The organism is Ignavibacteria bacterium (genome assembly GCA_013177855.1).
In the GTDB taxonomy this organism is placed as follows: Bacteria; Bacteroidota; Ignavibacteria; order Ch128b; family Ch128b; genus Ch128b.
Map to the genome: position 1 here is coordinate 1,876,831 of JABLYA010000001.1, position 21,782 is coordinate 1,898,612.

General features: G+C 32.4%; 20 protein-coding genes. 6 read left to right on the plus strand and 14 right to left on the minus strand.

Annotation, left to right across the window (positions count from 1 at the left end):
- Window positions 1-201: 201 nt before the first annotated feature.
- From HPY57_07920 to dnaA, 3 genes are all read left to right on the plus strand, one after another.
- The gene (locus HPY57_07920; protein NPV11699.1) at window positions 202-723 is read left to right on the plus strand and encodes a DUF4402 domain-containing protein; all 522 of its coding nucleotides are present in this window, start codon (window positions 202-204) and stop codon (window positions 721-723) included.
- A 131-nt stretch (window positions 724-854) separates the two neighbouring features.
- A complete protein-coding gene (locus tag HPY57_07925; protein ID NPV11700.1) occupies window positions 855-1,409 on the plus strand; it encodes a methyltransferase domain-containing protein in 555 nt (184 codons plus the stop codon).
- Window positions 1,410-1,697: 288 nt separating this feature from the next.
- The gene (gene dnaA / locus HPY57_07930) at window positions 1,698-3,179 is read left to right on the plus strand and encodes a chromosomal replication initiator protein DnaA (protein ID NPV11701.1); all 1,482 of its coding nucleotides are present in this window, start codon (window positions 1,698-1,700) and stop codon (window positions 3,177-3,179) included.
- A gap of 66 nt (window positions 3,180-3,245) precedes the next feature.
- Here the strand turns inward: dnaA and HPY57_07935 are convergent, their stop codons facing one another.
- The 8 genes from HPY57_07935 to HPY57_07970 form a co-directional block, all read right to left on the minus strand.
- Window positions 3,246-4,232 (minus strand): NAD(P)-binding domain-containing protein, encoded by a 987-nt coding sequence (locus HPY57_07935; protein NPV11702.1) that lies wholly within the window; start codon window positions 4,230-4,232, stop codon window positions 3,246-3,248.
- Window positions 4,233-4,243: 11 nt separating this feature from the next.
- A complete protein-coding gene (locus HPY57_07940; protein ID NPV11703.1) occupies window positions 4,244-5,803 on the minus strand; it encodes a hypothetical protein in 1,560 nt (519 codons plus the stop codon).
- A gap of 1 nt (window position 5,804) precedes the next feature.
- Window positions 5,805-8,165, minus strand: a complete 2,361-nt coding sequence (locus tag HPY57_07945; protein NPV11704.1) for a hypothetical protein — start codon at window positions 8,163-8,165, stop codon at window positions 5,805-5,807.
- Window positions 8,141-9,709, minus strand: a complete 1,569-nt coding sequence (locus HPY57_07950) for a cytochrome C (GenBank protein ID NPV11705.1) — start codon at window positions 9,707-9,709, stop codon at window positions 8,141-8,143. The genes HPY57_07945 and HPY57_07950 overlap by 25 nt, the downstream gene beginning before the upstream one ends.
- Window positions 9,687-11,042, minus strand: coding sequence for an NAD(P)-binding domain-containing protein (locus HPY57_07955; protein ID NPV11706.1), 1,356 nt, complete (start codon window positions 11,040-11,042; stop codon window positions 9,687-9,689). The genes HPY57_07950 and HPY57_07955 overlap by 23 nt, the downstream gene beginning before the upstream one ends.
- Window positions 11,039-11,650: a tetratricopeptide repeat protein gene (locus tag HPY57_07960; protein ID NPV11707.1), complete on the minus strand. Its 612-nt coding sequence runs from the start codon at window positions 11,648-11,650 to the stop codon at window positions 11,039-11,041. The genes HPY57_07955 and HPY57_07960 overlap by 4 nt, the downstream gene beginning before the upstream one ends.
- Window positions 11,651-11,660: 10 nt before the next feature.
- Complete coding sequence (locus tag HPY57_07965) at window positions 11,661-12,548, minus strand: hypothetical protein (GenBank protein NPV11708.1); 888 nt, start codon at window positions 12,546-12,548, stop codon at window positions 11,661-11,663.
- Between the two features lie 190 nt (window positions 12,549-12,738).
- Window positions 12,739-13,551, minus strand: coding sequence for a phosphatase PAP2 family protein (locus HPY57_07970; GenBank protein ID NPV11709.1), 813 nt, complete (start codon window positions 13,549-13,551; stop codon window positions 12,739-12,741).
- 144 nt (window positions 13,552-13,695) lie between these two features.
- Here HPY57_07970 and HPY57_07975 point away from each other — a divergent pair, with 144 nt between their 5' ends.
- From HPY57_07975 to HPY57_07985, 3 genes are read left to right on the plus strand one after another with little or no spacing between them, the layout of a single operon-like run.
- Window positions 13,696-14,463, plus strand: coding sequence for an enoyl-CoA hydratase/isomerase family protein (locus tag HPY57_07975; GenBank protein NPV11710.1), 768 nt, complete (start codon window positions 13,696-13,698; stop codon window positions 14,461-14,463).
- A 19-nt stretch (window positions 14,464-14,482) separates the two neighbouring features.
- Complete coding sequence (locus HPY57_07980) at window positions 14,483-14,959, plus strand: hypothetical protein (protein NPV11711.1); 477 nt, start codon at window positions 14,483-14,485, stop codon at window positions 14,957-14,959.
- 21 nt (window positions 14,960-14,980) lie between these two features.
- On the plus strand, window positions 14,981-16,237 hold the full coding sequence (locus HPY57_07985) for a hypothetical protein (protein NPV11712.1): 1,257 nt from the start codon (window positions 14,981-14,983) through the stop codon (window positions 16,235-16,237).
- Between the two features lie 5 nt (window positions 16,238-16,242).
- Here the strand turns inward: HPY57_07985 and HPY57_07990 are convergent, their stop codons facing one another.
- From HPY57_07990 to HPY57_08015, 6 genes are all read right to left on the minus strand, one after another.
- The gene (locus HPY57_07990) at window positions 16,243-17,388 is read right to left on the minus strand and encodes a hypothetical protein (protein ID NPV11713.1); all 1,146 of its coding nucleotides are present in this window, start codon (window positions 17,386-17,388) and stop codon (window positions 16,243-16,245) included.
- A gap of 153 nt (window positions 17,389-17,541) precedes the next feature.
- Window positions 17,542-18,312 (minus strand): succinate dehydrogenase/fumarate reductase iron-sulfur subunit, encoded by a 771-nt coding sequence (locus HPY57_07995; protein NPV11714.1) that lies wholly within the window; start codon window positions 18,310-18,312, stop codon window positions 17,542-17,544.
- A complete protein-coding gene (locus HPY57_08000; protein NPV11715.1) occupies window positions 18,312-20,222 on the minus strand; it encodes a fumarate reductase/succinate dehydrogenase flavoprotein subunit in 1,911 nt (636 codons plus the stop codon). The genes HPY57_07995 and HPY57_08000 overlap by 1 nt, the downstream gene beginning before the upstream one ends.
- A 2-nt stretch (window positions 20,223-20,224) precedes the next feature.
- Window positions 20,225-20,896 (minus strand): succinate dehydrogenase cytochrome b subunit, encoded by a 672-nt coding sequence (locus tag HPY57_08005; GenBank protein ID NPV11716.1) that lies wholly within the window; start codon window positions 20,894-20,896, stop codon window positions 20,225-20,227.
- Window positions 20,897-21,176: 280 nt separating this feature from the next.
- Window positions 21,177-21,554 carry a PIN domain-containing protein gene (locus tag HPY57_08010; GenBank protein NPV11717.1) on the minus strand — a complete coding sequence of 126 codons (378 nt, stop codon included), beginning with the start codon at window positions 21,552-21,554 and terminating at the stop codon, window positions 21,177-21,179.
- Window positions 21,554-21,766 (minus strand): DUF2281 domain-containing protein, encoded by a 213-nt coding sequence (locus HPY57_08015; GenBank protein NPV11718.1) that lies wholly within the window; start codon window positions 21,764-21,766, stop codon window positions 21,554-21,556. The genes HPY57_08010 and HPY57_08015 overlap by 1 nt, the downstream gene beginning before the upstream one ends.
- Between the last annotated feature and the right edge of the window lie 16 nt (window positions 21,767-21,782).

Genomic DNA, 21,782 nt, shown 5'->3' on the forward strand with positions numbered 1-21,782 from the left:
TTAATTAAAAATTACTCACCCGCAAACAAGAAAATCTGTCAAACATTATTCTTCAACTGGCTAATATTAGACATCAACTTTCTGCATAACCTTTAAATTTTTGCTAATAATTAATGTTTTTTAGCTGGCATTTTGCTTGAGTTTATTTACTCAAATGTTATTTGATAATAATCGATAAAACAAAAAACAATGGAGGTTCATATGAAACGTTCAATTCTTCTTTCAGTTCTTTTAATCTTTGTTGCTTCTAATATTTATGCACAATCAAGTGCAAGCGCTACAGCAACTGTTTTAGCACAACTCAAAAAAGGACTTTCAATCTCATTAGTTGGCGGAAATCTTGATTTCGGTGAGATTATATTAAACGGAAGTCCACAAACTCCCAGCATTGCACCATCTGCTGGAGCGAATTTTAGAATTATTGGTCATCCAAATAAGAATGTAACTATTACATTTAACAATGTTACATTGAATAACAATGCTTGGGTCAGCAGCAATGGTGGAACAAACGGAACAATGGTATTCACACCATCAATTAAGCAAACAGGTTCAAGCAGTACATATGAGTCAGCTACTGATGTTGTAAGCGGAAATTCGATTCCGCTGGTAAATGTCTCAGGCGATGGCTATTTATATCTCTGGGTTGGTGGTTCTCTTTCAATTGCTGCAAACCAACCTCATGGAGATTATACAGGAACATTCAGTATTACAGTTGCTTACTAAAATAAAGTTCCTCTCGCAAAAAGCCCCATAACCCCAAGGGGCTTTTTATTTTTAAAATTCTTCAAGCTAATTGAGAAACTAAAAACGAAATAAGATTTTTTAGATGAGTATTTAAATTTTATATTCGCTTTATGAAAAGATTGAACTTAGGATGTGGTAATAAAATACTCGAAGGTTATATCAATTTGGATGTTATAGATTATGGTGGAAATTTAATTCACGATTTGAATTCATTCCCATATCCATTCGAAGACAATACATTCGATGAAATTTTAGCTAGTCATATATTGGAACATCTGCAAAATTTTAATAAAGTAATAACTGAACTCTATCGCATTTCAAAACCAAATGCTATAATAAATGTTTATGCACCTTTTTTTCTGAATACAAAATATTTTGGTGATCCAGATCACAAAATTCCATTTTCAATCAGAACATTTGATAACTACGAATACATAGAAAACAAGAAATTGAAATTTTATGAAAAATGGAAATTGAATCATCGTACGAATTATGAAACAGGTGCAAAATTCGAGATTCTGGAAAAACGTTTTAACGTATCTAATTTCGCACCTTTGAAGTGGCTAAACCCAATTGTGAATCTTGAGCCAGTCATTTATGAGCGGCTTTTTGCAGGTATACTTTCACCTGAAGAAGTCATCTTCAAACTGAGAGTCATAAAATAAATTTGCATAAGAGAGTCATCTTTATTATAATCTTTGAGATGTAAAAGTTCTTTTCAATGAGTGTGGATAAGTTGTGGAAAACGTTTCTCTGTGAAAAGTTTTCACACAATGTAAAAGACACAATAAAGTTTTCCACATCAGCCAGTGTTAATTTTGAATCTAATAAAGCCCTATTTTATTAAAATACAAAGACTTACATAGATTCTCTGATGTGGATAACTTGTGGATAAATTTTTCTTAAAGTAAAACTTTAAAAAAATCAACAAAGTGAAAAAAATAGGTTTTACTATGAGTGTGGATAACTTACAAAATCAAAAAATCCAATTAATAAGTGATAAAAAGAAATTTAATTACAAAAATTCTGAAAAAGCCAAGGAAATATGGAATAACTGCCTTGAAATAATAAAACAAAATATAAATGGATTGACTTTTAAAACCTGGTTTGAACCAATTGAACCCATAGATTTTGAAGGTGAAGAATTAACCATAAAATTACCAAATGATTTTTCATGGGATTACATTGAAGTAAACTTTAATGCTTTACTTAAAAAAGCTTTGCTTCACTCAATCGGAGAAAATGCAAAACTGAAATACATTTTCGATTCAGAAACAAGTCCTGATGAAACTCCCGAACAAAGATATATTAACTACTATAGAAGTCATTTAATTTCAAGTAAAAATTCCGGGTCAAATGGCAGTTCAAGTATAAATGTAAATGAACGAAAGGAACAAGAAGAAGTATTTGAAACAAACTTAAATGAAAAATTCACATTTGATAATTTCATCAAGGGTGAGGGTAATCAACTTGCCAGAGCTGCGGCTTACGCTGTTGCAAATTCTCCTGGTGGAACTTCGTTTAATCCATTGTTTATTTATGGCGGAGTTGGTCTGGGGAAAACACATTTAATTCAGGCAATTGGAAATTTTGTCGTTCAAAATAAAAAAGCCAGAAGAGTTTTATATACAACAGCTGAAAAATTTACGACTGAATTCGTTGAATCAATTAAAAAGGGTAATCCGAATGAATTTACAAGTTTTTATCGCAGTGTTGATATTTTAATTATTGATGATATTCAATTCTTCTCTGGTAAAGAATCAACTACCGACACATTCTTCCACATTTTTAACAGCCTTTATCAACTTGGTAAACAAATAGTTTTATCCTGTGATAAACCACCAAAAAGTTTATCTGGTCTGGATGAAAGATTAATCTCGCGTTTTCAATGGGGATTGTCAGTTGATATCCAGCCGCCAGATTTAGAAACAAGAATTGCAATTTTAATCAAAAAGAGCGAGTCTTATAATCTTGAAATTGATTTAAACATCATCGAATATATTGCGACTAACATAACAAATAATGTTAGAGAACTTGAAGGTGCGCTCATCAAATTGCTTGCAAAAGCTTCACTTGAAGGAAAAGACATTACATTAGAGCTGGCAAAAGAAGTGGTTAAATCCGTCGCAACAGAAAAAAGATCAACACTAACTCTTGATCAGATCCAAAAAATTGTAGCCGATTACTTCGGATTTTCACCAGATGTTTTAAGATCGAAAACCAAGAAAAAGGAATTTGTACAGGCGAGACAAATAGCAATGTATTTCTGTAAAAAATTTACAAATGCATCATTGAAAACAATTGGTTTAAATTTTGGAGGCAGAGATCATTCAACTGTTATACATGCAATTCAAACTGTGGAAGAATTGATGCGAGATGATTCATTTGTTGATATGTTGAGCGCAATCCAAAGAAGGATCGAATATAACTCATAAAGTATTTGGAAATTAATAAGGATCTGATCTGGCATTTAAAGCCAGATTTTTTTTTTCAATAGCAAATCAAATTACTCTACAACCAAGATAATCTTCACAAATTTTTTGCATTGCTATTCTAGTTGAGTTAAACGCCCAGTTGATTGAGCCACCTTTTAATCCTGCAGAAAGGTCACCAACCAGAAATAGTCCTGGAATGTTTGTTTCAAAATTATCTTTGAGAACAGGTTGTTCGCCATTAAATTCAATTCCAATTGCTTTAAGAAAGTTTTTGGGTGTTGTTCCGCCGAGTGCGTAAATAATATAATCAAAGATCATTGGAGGGTAATTGGCTTCTTTGAAGTATACTTCAGGTTTTCCGTTATTGTCTCTAACTTCAATGATATTCGATTCTCTTAAAATTTTGAGTTTGTTTAGTTTTTCAAGAGCCAAAATACTTTCTCGGTTTATGTCATTCATTCTTGTAAAATCTTTTCTTCGATAGCTCAAAGTAACTTCGTTGTCGTTCTGAACAAGGTATTGGCAATATTCGGAAGCTGAATCACCACCACCGACTACAAGAACTTTTGAATTCCGAATTTCTTTTTCAGTTACATCGAAGAAAATTTTATCTTTTAATGAGGCAGGTAATTTATAATCTGGTTTATTTGGTTTGCTGAGAATTCCAATCGCAACTACAACAATTCTGGAATTATATTTAGCTTTCTCAGTAAAAACAGTAAATGTATCATTTTCATTCTTTTCAATCCGATAGACAGCTTCATTATAATGAACTTGAAGATCATTATCTCGAATTGCTTTATCCAGATATGTTAAAGTTTCTTCTTTAGTTGAATCTGAGAGACACATAACGCCGAGACATTTCGCTTCCAATCCTTTGTAATTTGCACTTACAGGTTTTGAATCAGGATAAAATTTTTTGATGGTAAAAGAATGCACTTCCGCTTTTTCAAGTATTAAAATTTTATCTACTGGAACTCCTGCATGTTTGGCTTCAACCGCCATACTAATTCCCGCAGGTCCTGCACCTATGATTATTATGTCGTAGCTCATAATGTAAACCTTTAAAATCTGTTAGTTATATCAAACATTAAAAATTTAGATTTTTCATTATTTAGTTTTTGCTCAATTGTGAGTGAGAGAGATAAATTTCTAAAAATGTTTGCGTATAAACCCAGTTCTAAAAAACGATCTGTGAATAATCTTTGGGTGATATTTTGTCGAAACTCATAAAGTCGAAAATTTAGATTTACCATAAGATCATTAAAAATATTTTTAGAAAAATAACTTGAATAATTTGTACCTGTAACGAAAGGTGTTTGAATTCTATTAAAACCAAAACTTATGGAAGAATAAATTATAGGTAAATAATTAAATCCAATTGTACTTCCGTAATTATTAGATGCTTTTTGGTCACGAGATGTTTCTCTTGTTCCAAAGTGGAAGTTGACGAAAAATAAATTAAATGGTCTGATAAAAGCGGACAATCTAAGACCATGTCTGAGGACATTTTCAAAAAGTGTATCTATTGAATTTTTGAAACTCTCGAGATAATAAATGTTTTTCCTTGAATCATAGCTTATATTAAAGTTGATTTGTCGGATTGGTCTAATTGTAAGAAGAGCATTGATTGATGTTAAATTAAATTTTTTTGAAATCATCCCTTTATTTACAAGAAAGAAATCGAATTCAGTTGAAAAGAAGAAATATGTATTAGGTAATAAATCATTTCGATGCTGGAAATAGATAAATCGCCTATCGGATTTTAAATGATTCGTCTGTTCAATGAACGCAATTGAATTATCAATGGTTCTGGTGCCAAATGAATCAACCCTTGAAAAGAATAATCCACCCTGAAAGAGGTTAATATTAAACCAATAAGAAAAATAATCTGGTCTTGAGCCAAGGAATAATCCAGCCCTATTCTGATTAAATTTATAAGAGTACTGAATTCCATCAATCGAGCCGAGACTTATTATATTAGGATTTATACTTCTGCCAAATATTAAGTTATGATTTTCCCTAAAAGTATAATCAAATGAAAGTTCATAAATCTTGAGAAAGTTTTTAACATCCCTACTATTTAAAGTATTTGAACCTCTATTTGTTGTTACTATAAAATAGGAATTGAAATTTAGATTATTCGTAAAAATGTTTTCTACTGAAGAGTTAAGACTATAACGCAATCTGTTGGTAGAATTATAATTATTCAGATCACCATAACTCTGAATTGACATTCTAAGATTATAATTTTTGGTTGATTTCAACTTATTGTCTGTTGTCAAAATCCCGACGCTATCTATGCCAAAGTTCGATGTTGTATCAATCTTCTCAATATTTTCAAGCTGAACTGGTAAATTAATGAAAGCAAAGATAGTATCACCAATCTGAAGGTTATTAAGGGGTTTAGCTGCAATTGATGTAGAAGACTTGAATTTAACAATTGCTGCAATTGAACCTTTTAAATCATAAAGTGTATCGTCTATATATATTCCTTCGGTAGTACTAAATTTAATGTATTCAAATTGAGAAGATTTAAAAGTGATCACACCAAAAATTTTGCTTTTATCTTGAGCATCTAAGACAACGCATATCAAAAAAATCAAAATGATAAATTTTTTCATTTTAATTCCTTCTAAAGTTATCAATATGCATCAAATTATCACCATTAGGATGGCAGTTATAGCAAGCCTGAGAGTTGTAGACATAACCATTCACATTTCGATGTTTTTGATCCATCGTTGTTTTGTTGTGTTCGTGACAGGTAATGCAAGAGAATACAGCGAAATTACTTGGATTAGTATGACAGATGGAGCAATTAGCCCATTTGTTTTTGTGTTTACCCGAGAAGATAGGGAAATATTGTTGATCGTGATTGAAAGTAGAAGGGCTCCAACCATTTGTAGTATGACACATATCACATTGATGCGGGAATTGTAAACTCACATGATTGGGATTAGTAGTTCCATTAAAATCATTCATATGACATCCCTGACACTGGTTGGGAGTATTATTGTAATTTCCATTATGGCAGGAATTACAATTATTTCTTATTGAATTATGTTGACCTGTCAGAGGATAAAAATTATCGTGAATTGGGAATAGAGCTGGTTTCCAGTTTGGATTTGTTGTGTGACAATTTTCGCAGGTTGTTGGAAGATTAAGAGCAGTATGACTTGGATTTGTAGTTTGATTAAATTGATTTTGATGACAGCTGAAGCATTGAGTAGGAGTTCCAGTAGTTTGACCTTGATGACAATTTGAACAATTGGTTGAAGTGTGAGCACCAGTCAATGGGAAATTTGTATTAGAATGATTAAATGTAGAAGGTGTCCAGGCATTGGTATTATGGCAATTATTACATTGAGTATTTAATCCAATTTGTTGATGATTAGGATTTTGAGTTTGATTGAAGTCATCGATATGACAGGCCTGACATTCGGTTGGAGTATTATTAAAACCATTCTGATGACAGCTATTGCAACTTAAATTAGTATGAGCACCAGTCAATGGAAATTGAGTATTGTTGTGGTCAAAACTTGCCGGCTGCCATGCTTGAGTAGAATGACATTGATCACAATTAGTCGGGAAACCGAGTTGAGAGTGGTTAGGATTTGTAGTTTGATTATAATCATCTTGATGACAGCTTAGACATTGAGTAGAAGTTCCAGTAGTTTGACCTTGATGACAATTTGAACAATTAGTTGAAGTGTGAGCACCAGTCAATGGGAAATTTGTGTTAGAATGATTAAATGTAGAAGGTGTCCAGGCATTGGTATTATGGCAATTATTACATTGAGTATTTAATCCAATTTGTTGATGATTGGGATTTTGAGTTTGATTGAAGTCATCGATATGACAGGCTTGACATTCGGTTGGAGTATTATCAAAACCATTCTGATGACAGCTATTGCAACTTAAATTAGTATGAGCACCAGTCAATGGGAAATTGGTCATATCGTGATTAAAAGCTCCATCTTCACTACCATTTGGATGGCAGTTATAGCAAGCCTGAGAATTGTAGACATAACCATTCACATTTCGATGTTTTTGATCCATCGTTGTTTTGTTGTGTTCATGACAATTTATACAAGAAAATTCTGCATAATTATTTTGATTTGAATGACAATCTGCACAAGTGTTCCATTTCCCTTTATGTTTGCCTGAATAAATTGGAAAAAATTGATTATCATGATCGAATTGAGCATCTTTCCACGAAGTTATTTTGTGACAATTTTCACAATTAGTTGAAAAACCCACTTGTTGATGATTTGGATTTTGAGTTTGCTGGTAATTATCAAGATGGCAGCTGACACATTTAGTATCTAACCCCTGAAATGTTTGTTGATTATGGCAGGTATAACAATTTTTTATTTCATGACCACCAACAAGAGGGAAAAACGCGTGTGTAAAATTCCTTCCACCCCAGCCTTTGGATTCAAATGAATGACATTCTAAGCAATTTGTTGAGAAATTAGCGGATATGTGATCTGGATTTTTAGCTTGTTCAAAATCTTTTCTGTGGCAGGAATAACATTCGATACTCTTTTCTTCGAAAACCAATCTGTTTATTGATTGATGGTAGGATTGACAATTTACATTTTGGTGGATTCCTGTTAACGGGAAACGAGTTTGATTATGAATTTGTCGAATGTTTTTCACAATCCAGGTTTCTGAAGTATGACATCGTTGGCAATCTATTCCAAAAGTGTTCTGATGTACATCGTTATGACATGCTTTGCAGTCATTCTTAGCTTCTTCAAATTTCAAAGTTGAGTGACATTGGCGGCAATTAACCATTTTGTGCTGGCCCGTTAAACTAAAACCAGTTTGATCATGATTGAATTTCATTTCTGTAGATAGAATATTCCAAGATTGCTCTGAGTGACAATCATCGCATTGTAATTTTAAGTTACTTCCATGTGGAGAATTTTGTGCAAAACCTATTGTTAAAAATGTAATTAAGATAAGTGACAATCTGAACATCTTACCCTCCTTATTTTGAATAAAATGAAATTGTCACCATTATCCATCTCGACCTTTGGATGACATTTGATGCATTCTACCCTTTCGTGTGCCCCAGTAAGTTTAAAAGCAGTTTCATTATGGTTAAATAATCCTGGTTTCCAATTATCGAACGTATGACAATTTACACACTCTCCAGATGCATATTGTTTATTATGAAAGTCTTTATGGCAATCCAAACAATCTGACTTTAAGGATTTAAATAGATGAATTTTTTTATTTTGAAATTCTTTTATGTGACAACTTCTGCAATTTGTTTGAGCATGCTTTCCTGAAAGTGTAAACTTAGTTTGATTATGATCAAACTTTATAATAGACCATAAACCAGTATTGTGACAATTTTCGCAATTATTCTGCCCAGCAAATCGAGGAGATATTTCTTGATTATGAACATTGTTATGGCATCCGATACATTGGAATGAATTGAATTTGAATTTCCACTCATCATTTTTATAATGACAGCTTCGACATTCAATTGCAAGATGTGACCCAGTTAATACAAACTTTGTTCTCTGATGTTGTTCTAAAGTAAAATTTGATGGCGTAAATCCATTTTCTGAATGACAATCTTCGCAATCTCTGGGAGTATTTTTAATTGCGAATTGTCCTTTATGATAATCCTGATGACAATCAAGACATTTATTATGTTTAACTGGATCTGTTAATTTATTTTTATGGCATTCATTACATTGTACAAATTGATGCTTACCGTTTAAGGGGAAACCAGTTTTTGAGTGATCAAATCCTTGCTTTGGAACATTTTTGAAAGAGTTGTAATTATGGCATTTCAAACAATTATTCCCAAATTTGTTTTCATGAACATCTGTATGGCAATCAATACATTCAACTTTAGTTTTCGAAACAAACTTTAGAATAGTTGAATTTTCAGTCACACTTTTTTTATGACAGTCTATACAATTAACCTTTTTATGAGCGCCTATTAACTGGAATGAGGTTTTTGAATGGTCGAACTGAATATTTGATGAGAAGGAGAATGTATTATGACATTTTTCGCAATTTCTCCCGGCAGTTTGTTGATGAATATCTTGATGACAGGAAATACAGGTGTTAACTAATCCTAAGAAAGATTTTAATTTCTTCTTTAAAGATGGATCTTTTATAAATTTTTGATTGTGACATTCAGAACAATCAATTGATTTATGTTTCCCTGTTAATTCATATCCAGTTAGTCGATGATCAAACTTAGACTTATTGAATTGAATGATTTGAAAATTTCTGCCGTTATGTTCTGAATGGCAGGTCCAGCATTGTTTGCCTTTAACTTCTTTTGACGAATGGTAACCAGAATTTTTCTCTACCCGCGTTTTAATTTCTTTATGGCAATCTAAACATTTTCCGTTATCTAAACCTTCACCAATGGTATGACATTTCGTGCAGTTGCTCAATCCATCAAACTTAGCATGAAAGCTGCTCAATTCACCTGGAGAAATTTGAGCAAGAAGTATTTTGTTTAACACTAAACTAATTGCGACTAACTTTTTCATTTTTGTGTGATAGAATTACTTCACCAAATTTTTTGGTTATTTTAATTCCAATTTTCTCTAGAAATTGGTTGGGCAGTTCACCACCTATAAATACATACACTAAATCATTCGGAATTTTTAAAAATTCTGAATCATTAATTTTCAACTCAACAAAATCATCAAAAATTTCTTTAACCTGCGAATTAAAAATCACTCTAATCTTCTGTTTTGCGATTGCATCGTGAATTGCCTGAAAGTTTTTTTCTTTTAGTCTTGAAAATTTTTCACTACGATAGGATAGGGTTACATTGTTACCTTCATCGGCGAGAATTAAAGCTGATTCAATTGCTGAATCCCCACCTCCTACTACCAGGACATTTTTATTTTTAATTAATTCAGGGTCAAGAAGTTTATAGAAAACTTTTTGTTTTTCTTCACCGGGAACATTTAGTTTTCTTGGACTGCCTCTTCTCCCAATTGCCAGTAGAACTGATGCAGAAGTATAAATTTTATTATTTGTATAGACTTTAAAAACATTATCCTCCTTTTTTATATCTACAACTTTTTCATTTTCGTTTATCTTTATTGAGTACTTTTGAAATATATTATTCCAGAGTCTTAATAATTCATCTTTAGTTGTTTCGGTCAGTTTTATTTTTCCATAAAGGGGTAAATTCATTGGAGAGGTCATAATTATTTTTTGTCGTGGGAAGCTATAGACAGTGCCCCCAACAGTATCCTGTTCGAGTGTTAGATATTTTAAACCGTAACTTTTAGCAGCAAGCGTTGCCGAAATTCCTGCTGGACCTGCACCAACTATAATAACATCGTAATCTGCATTTGAATGATTACTTAATTTTTTTGAAATGTTATCAATTGCCTGTTTCCCTTGTTCGACAGCATTTTTTATTAATCCCATTCCGCCCAGTTCTCCTGCGATGAAAATCATTGGAATGTTTGTTTCAAATTCTGGTGATATATGAGGCAGTTCAACCCCTCTTTTTTCTGTTCCCATAACAAGAGATATAGCTTCAACTGGGCAAGCATGAAAACAGGCACCGTGTCCGACGCATCTCGATGCATTTATCGTTACTCCTTTACCATTTATTAATCCAAGTATATCTTTTTCTGGGCAAGCTTCAACACAGGCTCCTGTTCCAATACAGATGTCATAATTTATGACTGGATGAAGAGATACAGGTTCAAAAGTTCCAAGTTCTTTTGCCTTTTGAATTTTAGATAAGACATTTTTGTTTGAGCGCCTGACTTTGATCAAATAAATTAGAAGAACCACTCCAACTATCAAAAAAGTGAATAAGTAAAACAATCCTTCAAGCAAATTCTCTTCTGTCATTTTAATATTGCTAATAATTCTTTTGCTTTTTTTGCCTCCTCAGTTTGAGGGAAGCGGTTGATTACATCATTCCAGTATTTTTTTGCTTGTTCTTTTTCTCCCATTGAGGCATTAATTGAACCAAGATTAAAAATTGCACGATATTCATCAGGTTTCTTTTTAAGAATAAGTTTTGTTATTTCTTCAGCTTTCTTATAATTTTTCAAATTATAATAAGCGACTGTCAGATTAAATAAGGATTCGATCGATAACTTGTCTCGAAATTTTTCATAAATTTCAATTGCTTTGCTGTTATCGTGAGCGGCTAAATAAAAATCGGCAAGTTCCGTTGCACTTTCAAGATTATTTGGATTTCTCTTATACTTCATTTCAAGTTCGTGAAGTTTATTGCGAAATGTTTCAGATACATTTTCGCGAGAGGGTGGTGCATTTTGAAATATATTTCTATGAATTGAATCGTCTGGCATATTTTTATGAGGATTTTCCATCCTCATTCCCGAATTTGATATCGGTTTCTGAATTTGGTCGTTTTCTCTAACTATATAGACAACAAATAAAACAGAAATTAAAATTACCATTAAGTAAAAATATTTTATACTTACTTTCATTTTAGTCTCCTTAAAAAATCCACTTTGCTCCAAATAAAATTGCAACAATTATGTGAATGAACATCAGTATGAACATTGATAATGCAAATGGTAAATGAAAAATGTGCCAGTGTCGTAAAAGATTATCGAAGGCATTTAATAAATGTTCTTTTGTTCTTAATGCTAAAATCTGTTCGGAAATTTTTAATAGATATTTTTTGTCTTCAATAGGAATTCTTTGCTGATTTATATAAAACTTTAGTTCCTTTATCTTCTTTTTCCTGATGGAATTTTCTTTGAAAATTAATTTTAAAGAATCAGTTAATTTTTGTGTGGTGAATTCAGCTACATAGTTCTTATTTGATTTTTCATCTAATTCGACTAAAACATTAAGAACTTTTTCTTTTAAATCTGGTGACAGTTTATGAATTAAATCTGAAATATTATTTTCAATATCAGATTTTGAAAGATTTTCACCCTGAAGAGTTTTAGGTAACTGAACATAGATTACTCTTCCAACTATACCGCTTAAAACTACAATAACCATTGACCAGAAACCTATTGAAATAATGCCTCCAAACTTAAATGCAGTGTGAAAAAGCACAAGGATTGGTCCAACCGAGCACATAAAAATATGGAATTCGAGCCAGTGTTTCAGATATCCCAATTTGTTAATTTTTCTCCATCTTTTTCTAATCATATAGCTCAATACACCAATTATCATCATTAAGCTTCCAATAATTCCCAAACCATGACCTAATAATCCACTGGGTTTAAGAATTTGATGTTTCGCACTAAAAACCCTCTCTTCAATTGGTAGTTTGTAATAATCGAAACCATAGATGGACAAGAAGAAAAAACTAAATATCCCTGTAATAAAGTAAAAATATATTGTAAGTTTATGTAATGATCCCTTCATTCTTTAAAACGTAACTCTTAAGATAGATATTCTGTGTTTAATGTAATTGTTAATAACGTTAAAATCAATCAAGAAAATTGGAGATGGATATGTTAAGCCACTGACAAAAGTAAAATTTTAATTAAAATTTCAATTGTGAATTTGAAAGTGAAGAAGAGCTAATTTTTGAGTAATTAGAACTTAAAAATTTTTACTTCAAAAATTTCGAATCAAAATTAATAATTATTGAGAAAGAATTTTGATTAACCGTGTATTTAATATCTTGACTATTTGATACTTTGTGAAGTTTGGGAATAGTGTAACCAATAAGACTTCCAACAACAGCACCAGCAAGAATATCAGTGGGAAAGTGTTTGCCGGAGAAATATCTTAACAAACCAGTTGCTGAAGCGAGTGATAATGATCCAATCCAGACAAGTGTTTTCGCTTCCTCGTCTGAACTGAGCTCTGAGAAAACCGAAGAAAAGAAAACAGCAGAAGCAAAAGATGTTGATGTATGACCGGAGAAGAATGATTTTTTTGTATCGGAATCAAGTTTTTCTGAAATTTCAATTGAGTTATTATAAGCATAGGGTCTAAATCTTTGAAAAATATTTTTGGTAAGATTAGTTATTCCGTAGGTGAGAGTGAGTGTTTCAAGATACATTATTCCAATTTCAATTAAGTCATTTTTGGCTTCATTCATCACTAAAAAACTCGTGGGTAACAAAACTGATGTAATCAGTAAAACATCGCTTGCGAGGCTTAGATTTTTTGAGTAGTAATTAACAGCAGAACGATCAATGAAGTTGATATCATCTTTTTTCAACAATAAAATTTCTTGTGGAGTAATTGACAAATTTTTTTCAAGTAAAATGGAGCTGAGTAGTAAAACACTACCACTGCCAATTAGTATGCTTTCTTTTTCGATTGATGTTTGAAATTTCCCTTGAGCTGTAGCAGAACTTGAATAGAAAAGAAAATTTACAACCAAAAAACTTAAATAAACTTTGAAGTTTTTCATTTTTTTAACTCAATTTTATTTGAAAGTTAAATAAAATCTGAATTATTGAGATATGATTTTTAAGATTTCCAGTTTTGCATCTTTGTGATAAAATTTAAGAAATCAATATTTTGAACATAGAAAATTTGTTTTAAGGAGGTTTAAATGTCTGTAAATGAAATAGTCACGAGCGAAATTCAAAATAAGATTTGTACAATTAGCTTTTTTAATCCCAAAGGGAATTCTCTCACAACTTCACATTTACTCAGGTTAACAAAGGAATTTAATGATGTGAGTTACAATGAGAATATAAATGTTATAGTTCTCAAAAGTGAAGGTAATGGTGCATTTTGTGGCGGTGCTTCAATAGATGAATTGATGCGTTTTGATAGATTTGAAAAAGCTAAAGAGTTCTTTTTCGCATTTGGCAAATTATTACTTACAATGATTAGATGTACAAAACCAATCATTGCAAGAGTTCATGGGAAAATTGTGGGTGGTGGAATTGGTTTAGTGAGTGCTTGTGATTACGCAATTGCTAAAAGAGATGCTTCATTAAGATTAAGTGAACTCACGATTGGAATTGGACCTTTTGTAATAAGTCCATTTTTAATAAAGAAAATTGGTATAAGCGCTTTCACGCATTTAAGTTTAGATACTCAATGGCGAGATGCTGAGTGGGGTAAAATGTTCGGTTTATATTCAAAGGTAGTCCAGACTACCGAAGAGCTTGATAACGAAGTAAATAAATTAACAGCAGATCTTTCAATGTTCAGTTTAAAATCATTAGCTAAATTAAAAGAAATATTCTGGGAAAAAACTGATAATTGGGATCAACTCATTGATGAACGTGCTGAAATTAGTGCACGCTTAATCTTATCTGAAATTGCCAGCGGTAGGTTGCAAAAAATAATGGGGAAAAATGAGAGTTAAATTAATTTTTAGGACGAATATGAAATTTTTTTCAATTACTCTTTTTACTTTTTTCGTTTTTACTTTTTTAAGTTGTTCAAGACAAAAACAACCTTTGCCAGATGAAGTAAATTCACTAATGCTTGTTAAAACAATATCTGGAGAGGAAGCAAAGAATTATATTAATAAACTTCACTTCCAGCCTGTGACAGAAAATGAAAATCTGATCGGTTATTATGAAAATGAATCGGGCAGTGCAATTGTTTATGTGACTATTTATAAAAACGAGAAAGATGCCAGGAACGACTTTGTTAAAATGACTAAGAAAATTTCTCCGGAAAATTCTGTATTCATCTATCCACAGTTTTTTGAACACAAGGGCAATCAAATCTATAAATGTTTTGGAATGGGAATGACCCATTTTGTTTTTTCACTTAATGATAAACTATACTGGATTTCTGTGGATACTCACCTTTCAAAAAACTTTTTCAATGAGTTTTATAATAAAGTGAAGTAATTCAAATAGTCTTTTAAATATATGGACAGAATGTATTTTGTTGTAATTCTGAGGGCAGCTATTTTTTTACCCTCTTTATTTTTAATTGAATATTATTTTTTTAGAGTTTTACAAAGGGCACTTGTTGATTTAAGTATATTTAAGGATAAGCGAAAACTCCAGAGAATAATTTTATTTTTTCTAGTTTATGTAAATCTTTTTCCAGTTGCTCAATCACTTGCCGGTGTTTATTCGGCGATTTATCCTCAAACTGATTTTGAAATGCCAAAAAATTTTCTCGTCGACTATTTCTTTAGAGTGCCTTCCTGGTATGTAATTTTGATAATGGTTCAAATTATTCTTTTATTTTTACCAATTCATTTTATTTTCTTTGTCATAAAGAAAATTAGTCGTTTCAGGTATGATCAAATTAAGAAATATCTTTGGCGATATTTAGTTTTTCTTTCAATTTTCTTTGCTGCTTATGTTCCTCTAAGAGCTTACTATGATTATAAGAATGTTCGAGTTGATGAGAGGATTTATTACTTAAATACCTCTAAAAAAGATCTTAATGATTTTAAGATTGCTTTCTTTTCCGATATTCAATTTGATAGGTTTAACAAAACAGAGCGTGTGCAGAATTACATTAATAAAATAAATGATTTAAATGCAGATATAGTTCTTGCTGGCGGTGATTTTATCTCAGGTGATGATAGTAATTATATTCCAGTGGTTGCCTCACTTGCTGGAAAAATTAAATCAAATTATGGAGTGTACTCCGCTATAGGTGACCATGACTTTTCAGCTTTCAAGAAAATGTATTTTAAAAGTCTTGATTCGGTAAAGTCAGCCCTTAAAGCAAATAATGTTAATATGATAGATAATGGAAATTTGCTTCTTTATGTAAATGAGAGTCTTATAAAAATCACATTCTTATCAAATACTTACATTAAATCCTTCGATGAAAATGTTTTTGATAGCCTTGCCAGTTCAAATTTAGACGCTGATTTGAAAATTTTAGTTGCTCATCAACCTGACGAATTTGTTGCAAGAAAAGCTGCGAAATATGGTTACAATATTTATTTAGCTGGACATACCCATGGCGGGCAGGTGAATTTTATTTTTCCAATTAAAAAAATTACACCTGTTATGTTTGAGACAAAATTTATTTATGGTGATTTCTGGTTCGATGGTTTATTAATGATTGTAAATCGTGGACTTGGAATGTCCACGATGCCTATCAGATATCATTCAATCCCCGAGATTTCATTGATAAAAATCAAAACTCGGCAAGAATAAAATTGTTAGAAAAGATTGTATTGAAGAGTTAGAGCCAGGCCTAACTGAGTTTTTTGATCGCCTAATTTTTGAACTGAAGTAGTGAAGCCATAGTAAAGTTCGTTTTCAAGATAGTAGAGAAATGAAGTCTGAAATATATGATCAATTGAAATTTTTGATTGTTGGTATACTTTTTTGGAAACCAATCTATAGTTTGCAACAAAATTAATTCTATTGCTTAATTCATAAATAAAGTCAAGGTTTAGATTGGTTGTTACCTGTCGGAAAAACATAGAGTCCATTGGTGTAAAAGTTTCGAATGAACCATTGATCTGAAATCTCCATCCAAATGGATAACTATATCTGCCGGAAATGCTGAGATTTGGTGAGCCGACATTAGATTTATCAGATGTGCTTAAAACAAATTTTGAACCTACATTGATATCATAACCAAAGTATCTATTATTAACTTTTTCGTTAATATTAAATAAAACCTGACGCATTCTTAAAATACCAATTGCCCCAACATGATTACCGATTAATTTGCCTGAAGCTCTTATTTCATTCTCAATATCAAATAACCAGAAATTCTCATAGGTCTCACCATAAATATTTATGTATTCTGATTGTCTGTCAATTATGTTTGCAATTTTAATCATAGTTTCTTTTGGCAGATTATCTGTAATGATTTTTTCTCTTAACAAATGTTCCTCAATTCTAACAGCTTTAGCTAAGGCTGTTGCATCGATGTATCTCCCGTAACCAGCTCCGAGAGTAAGATTTGATGCAATTTGTTTGTAGTAATCTTGATGAGACATATCCAGACCAGCAAAAGCAAAGTAGTCCCTTTCATCCCAGATATATTTTCTGGCGCTTGTAGATATTTTTACTGAATGCTGATACTTGGCAAAGTTTTTACCTCCACTTAAATCAGCATCTAAAAACCATGCAAAGGGGAGTGAAGAATAGAATTGTCTATAAATTACTCCTGCTGCAGCTGCATTATTAATCACCGAATCACCAACTTGATTCCAGTTCCAGAAGCCGTTCATTCTCAAAAGTCTTGCTCGACTGATCGGAACCTGATAATCTTCAACTTTAACGTTTTGAGAGAAAAGTTCAGTTGAAAAAATCAAAAGAGCGATTAAACAAGTTGTAAATTTCAATTTCATTTTTAACCTATAAGTTTTGATGCAATATATAAAAGTTAATGAGCTAATTTGCATAGTCAAATGTAGTATTGAAAATTTTTAAAATTCAAGCATATAAAAAACAAAAAAGCCATCCGTTTTGGGGATGGCTTTTAATTTTGAAGTGGGTGAATGTTAATCTTCTACATTTGAGAGAAATCTTGCTCGATAAAATTCTCTATTTAATCTGGCAATGTTTGTAATTTTAATTTCTTTTGGACATTCAGCTTCGCAGGCACCGACATTTGAACAATTTCCAAATCCGAGTTCATCCATCTTTGCGACCATTTTTTGAACTCGAATTTCTCTCTCAGGGAGTCCTTGCGGCAGAAGAGCAAGATGAGAAACTTTTGCACTTACAAAAAGCATAGCTGACGCATTTGGACAGGCAGCAACACAGGCACCGCATCCAATACAGGCTGCCGCGTCCATTGCAAGCTCAGCATTTTCTTTTTTGACCGGGATAGTATTTGCTTCAGGTGCGCTTCCAGTATTAACTGAAATAAATCCGCCAGCTTGAATAATTTTATCGAAAGCTGATCTGTCAACAATTAAATCTTTGATAACTGGAAAAGCTTTTGCTCTAAATGGTTCGATATAAATTACATCGCCGTCTTTGAAATGCCGCATATGAAGCTGGCAGGTAGTAATTCCCTGAAGTGGTCCATGTGGTCTTCCGTTAATCACCATTCCACAAGTTCCACAAATTCCTTCACGGCAGTCGTGTTCATAAGCAATTGGTTCTTCTCCTTTTGCTTCGAGTTCTTCATTAACAATATCTAACATTTCAAGGAATGATGCATCGGGCGAAATGTTTTTCGCATAATAAGTGACAAATTCACCTTTTGCATCAGGTCCAGCCTGTCGCCAGACTTTCAAGGTCAAATTTAATTTTCCGCTGCTCATTACTTGTAACTCCTTGTGGATGGTTTGACATATTCGAATACAAGTGGTTCCTTGTGAAGCTCCCAATTACCAACATCTTTGAATTCCCATGCAGCAACATAGGCAAAGTTTTCATCATCACGCTTAGCTTCGCCATCTTCTGTTTGATATTCTTCTCTGAAATGTCCACCGCAAGATTCGTTTCTATGAAGTGCATCTATTGCCATTAATTCACCAAGTTCTAAGAAATCAGCTACACGCCCAGCTCTTTCAAGAGTTTGATTCAAATCCATATCATTTCCAGGGACTTTCACATTTCTCCAGAATTCTTCTCTTAAATCTCTAATCATTTGAATAGCTTTTTTCAATCCCTGTTCGTTTCGAGACATTCCAACATAATCCCACATAATCTTGCCGAGTTCCCTGTGAATATCATCGACTGTTCGTTTACCATTAATTGAGATTAATCGTTTAATTAAATCTCTTTGAGCTTTTTCTTCTTTTTCAAATTCTTCGTGATCTGTTTTCACTGGAATAAACTTTTGTGAAGCAAGGTAATCACCAATTGTATATGGTAAAATGAAATATCCATCCGCCAATCCTTGCATTAAGGCACTTGCACCTAAACGATTTGCACCGTGATCTGAGAAGTTTGCTTCACCAATTACATAAAGACCGGGAATTGTACTCATCAAATTATAATCAACCCATAAACCGCCCATAGTGTAATGTGGTGCAGGATAAATTTTCATTGGTACTTCATAGGGATTATCTCCAGTTATCATTTCGTACATCTGGAAAAGATTGCCATATCGTTCTTCAATTACTTTCTTGCCAAGTCTCTTAATTGCATCTGAAAAATCTAAATAAACTGCTTGACCAGTTTCACCAACGCCATAACCTTCATCGCACATTCTTTTTGCTGCTCGTGATGCGATATCTCTCGGAGTTAAATTACCATACGAAGGATACATTCTTTCCAGATAATAATCTCTCTCATCTTCTGGAATTTGATTAGGCGGTCGTTTATCTCCTTTTTTCTTTGGAACCCAAACGCGTCCGTCATTTCTTAAACTTTCGCTCATTAAAGTCAATTTGGATTGCTGTTCGTGATGGAGCGGGAGACTTGTTGGGTGAATTTGAGTGAAACAAGGATTTCCAAAGAATGCACCTTTTTTATGAGCACGCCAGATTGCAGTTGCATTACAATTCATTGCATTGGTAGAAAGATAAAACACTCTTGAATAACCACCAGTTGCCAGAACAACAGCATGACCTGCAAATCTTTCCATTTCACCAGTAACTAAATTTCTTGCAACAACTCCGCGAGCAAGTCCATCTATTACGACTAATCCGAGCATCTCTCGACGAGTGTAAAGTTTTATTCTTCCAAGACCAACCTGCCGACTCAAAGCGCTGTAAGCACCGAGAAGCAGCTGCTGACCGGTTTGACCTCTTGCATAGAAAGTTCTTGATAATTGTGCACCACCGAATGAACGATTGTCAAGTAATCCGCCATATTCTCTTGCAAAAGGAACACCCTGAGCAACGCATTGATCTATGATATTGTTACTAACTTCAGCAAGCCTATAGACATTTGCTTCCCGTGCTCGGTAATCTCCGCCTTTCAAAGTATCATAAAATAATCTGTAAATACTGTCATTGTCATTCGGATAATTTTTCGCAGCGTTAATTCCACCTTGAGCTGCAATACTATGAGCTCTTCGTGGTGAATCATGAAAAGTCAAAACAGTTACATTATAACCTAGTTCAGCCAATGACGCAGCAGCTGAGGCACCAGCTAATCCAGTTCCAACTACAATTATTTCATATTTTCTTTTGTTGGCGGGACTGACAAGTTTGAGATTAAATTTGTGATTAGTCCATTTTTCCTGAATTGGACCAGAAGGAATTTTAGATTCTAATGCCATAGTTAATTACCTCCATAAAAAAAGAAAAAATAAATTGGAAATGAAGCAAATCCGACTGACAAAAACAGAGCAATAAATCTACCAAGCCAGACAATAAATGGTGTATACTTTTTATGATTTAATCCAAGAGTTTGAAAGGCACTTTGAAAACCATGATGCAGATGTAAAAACAGAAAAACCATTGAAACCATATACAAAATCATATAAACCGGATCTTGAAAAGTTTTTACAACTATATCATAATCTGTAATATTCTCTGTTCTTGGTCCATATTTGAATTCATACCAGAAGTTTCTGAGGTGAATAATTAAAAATACAAGAATGATTAATGCAGAATAAATCATATTCCGGGATGTCCAGGTGGATTTTGGATCAGTAGCTTTAATGTAATATTTAACAGGACGAGCTTTTCTATTCTGCCACCAAAGTCTGAGTCCATCCCAGATATGAAAAGCAAATCCAAGTACAAGAATAATTTCAATTACACGGATAAAGTAAACAAGAGCTGTTTCATTTAAAGTATGGACATATCCATTGAAATAATCGGGACCAAAATAAAGAAAAGTATTTCCGAAAAGGTGAATGAATAGAAAGAGAATCAGAAAAAATCCGGTAAGAGCCATCAGTAGTTTCTTACCGACAGAATAATTAAAAGTCTTTAAAAACCAGCCCATTAAAAAATCTCCTTCCTTGTGTTTGAACCTTTGAGTGTGGAAAAATTATGGTGAGTATTATGGAATAGCTTCAAAAGTGTACAATTATTTTTCATCATTTTCGATTTCAAATTAGAAAAGATGTGATATAAAATCAATGAAAAGAAGAATTTGGGTTTACAGTAGAAGGTAATTTTATTAAAATAAATAATTTAAAGTTAGTCATGTATTCGATTTGATATTTGTTATAGCAATTAATATGATGATCTTTGGATTAGTATAAAACCTTTTATAGAAGTCATTAAAGGAATAGAATATCAACATCTTTTATTTTTTCAAAATCTCTATCCATTGTCACTAATTTCAGCTTATAAATCTTTGCAATACTGTACTGATAAGCATCATCAAAATCCAAATATTCATTTTTCTTAAGTTCTGCAATTTTGCCATAAAATTCTTTTGGCAACGAAAGAAGCCTTACATTAGAAATGACATCTCCAGCGAATCTTTCGAAAATGTCCTCTTTGTCATATCTGAATAGAATTACTCCTATTGAGTGCAAAGAAAAATCAGAAATATTCAAGTTATTGATGTTTTTATTTAAAAATGTTTTGCAGTTTTCTTTTTTAGATTGATTTGATAGAATTTCTAGAAATACATTAGTATCTATTAAAAACATTACCTTAACTCCGAAGCTTTATGTTGCAATTCAACGGAAGAATATTTTTCTTGTAATTCAGCTAAACCTCCTTCCCAGTCGAACTTAAATTTCTTTTCCAATTTATCCTTGATTTTATATTTATTTACGAGAAACTCTATGTAATCCAAGACTTCCCTTTGCAGATCTTCGGGGAGTTCTCGTATGATTAACTCCAATTCTTTTTCTCTCATAATTTTGTACCTCGTT

What these genes read in the sequence shown, in the direction of transcription:
- HPY57_08005 (NPV11716.1), bottom strand. Translation starts at nt 20,896, where the DNA reads ATGGGCTGGTTTTTAAAGACTTTTAATTATTCTGTCGGTAAGAAACTA.
- dnaA (NPV11701.1), top strand. Translation starts at nt 1,698, where the DNA reads ATGAGTGTGGATAACTTACAAAATCAAAAAATCCAATTAATAAGTGAT.
- HPY57_07985 (NPV11712.1), top strand. Translation starts at nt 14,981, where the DNA reads ATGGACAGAATGTATTTTGTTGTAATTCTGAGGGCAGCTATTTTTTTA.
- HPY57_07950 (NPV11705.1), bottom strand. Translation starts at nt 9,709, where the DNA reads ATGAAAAAGTTAGTCGCAATTAGTTTAGTGTTAAACAAAATACTTCTT.
- HPY57_07965 (NPV11708.1), bottom strand. Translation starts at nt 12,548, where the DNA reads ATGAAGGGATCATTACATAAACTTACAATATATTTTTACTTTATTACA.
- HPY57_08015 (NPV11718.1), bottom strand. Translation starts at nt 21,766, where the DNA reads ATGAGAGAAAAAGAATTGGAGTTAATCATACGAGAACTCCCCGAAGAT.
- HPY57_07990 (NPV11713.1), bottom strand. Translation starts at nt 17,388, where the DNA reads ATGAAATTGAAATTTACAACTTGTTTAATCGCTCTTTTGATTTTTTCA.
- HPY57_08000 (NPV11715.1), bottom strand. Translation starts at nt 20,222, where the DNA reads ATGGCATTAGAATCTAAAATTCCTTCTGGTCCAATTCAGGAAAAATGG.
- HPY57_07935 (NPV11702.1), bottom strand. Translation starts at nt 4,232, where the DNA reads ATGAGCTACGACATAATAATCATAGGTGCAGGACCTGCGGGAATTAGT.
- HPY57_07970 (NPV11709.1), bottom strand. Translation starts at nt 13,551, where the DNA reads ATGAAAAACTTCAAAGTTTATTTAAGTTTTTTGGTTGTAAATTTTCTT.
- HPY57_07920 (NPV11699.1), top strand. Translation starts at nt 202, where the DNA reads ATGAAACGTTCAATTCTTCTTTCAGTTCTTTTAATCTTTGTTGCTTCT.
- HPY57_07955 (NPV11706.1), bottom strand. Translation starts at nt 11,042, where the DNA reads ATGACAGAAGAGAATTTGCTTGAAGGATTGTTTTACTTATTCACTTTT.
- HPY57_07960 (NPV11707.1), bottom strand. Translation starts at nt 11,650, where the DNA reads ATGAAAGTAAGTATAAAATATTTTTACTTAATGGTAATTTTAATTTCT.
- HPY57_07940 (NPV11703.1), bottom strand. Translation starts at nt 5,803, where the DNA reads ATGAAAAAATTTATCATTTTGATTTTTTTGATATGCGTTGTCTTAGAT.
- HPY57_07995 (NPV11714.1), bottom strand. Translation starts at nt 18,312, where the DNA reads ATGAGCAGCGGAAAATTAAATTTGACCTTGAAAGTCTGGCGACAGGCT.
- HPY57_07975 (NPV11710.1), top strand. Translation starts at nt 13,696, where the DNA reads ATGTCTGTAAATGAAATAGTCACGAGCGAAATTCAAAATAAGATTTGT.
- HPY57_08010 (NPV11717.1), bottom strand. Translation starts at nt 21,554, where the DNA reads ATGTTTTTAATAGATACTAATGTATTTCTAGAAATTCTATCAAATCAA.
- HPY57_07925 (NPV11700.1), top strand. Translation starts at nt 855, where the DNA reads ATGAAAAGATTGAACTTAGGATGTGGTAATAAAATACTCGAAGGTTAT.
- HPY57_07980 (NPV11711.1), top strand. Translation starts at nt 14,483, where the DNA reads ATGAAATTTTTTTCAATTACTCTTTTTACTTTTTTCGTTTTTACTTTT.
- HPY57_07945 (NPV11704.1), bottom strand. Translation starts at nt 8,165, where the DNA reads ATGTTCAGATTGTCACTTATCTTAATTACATTTTTAACAATAGGTTTT.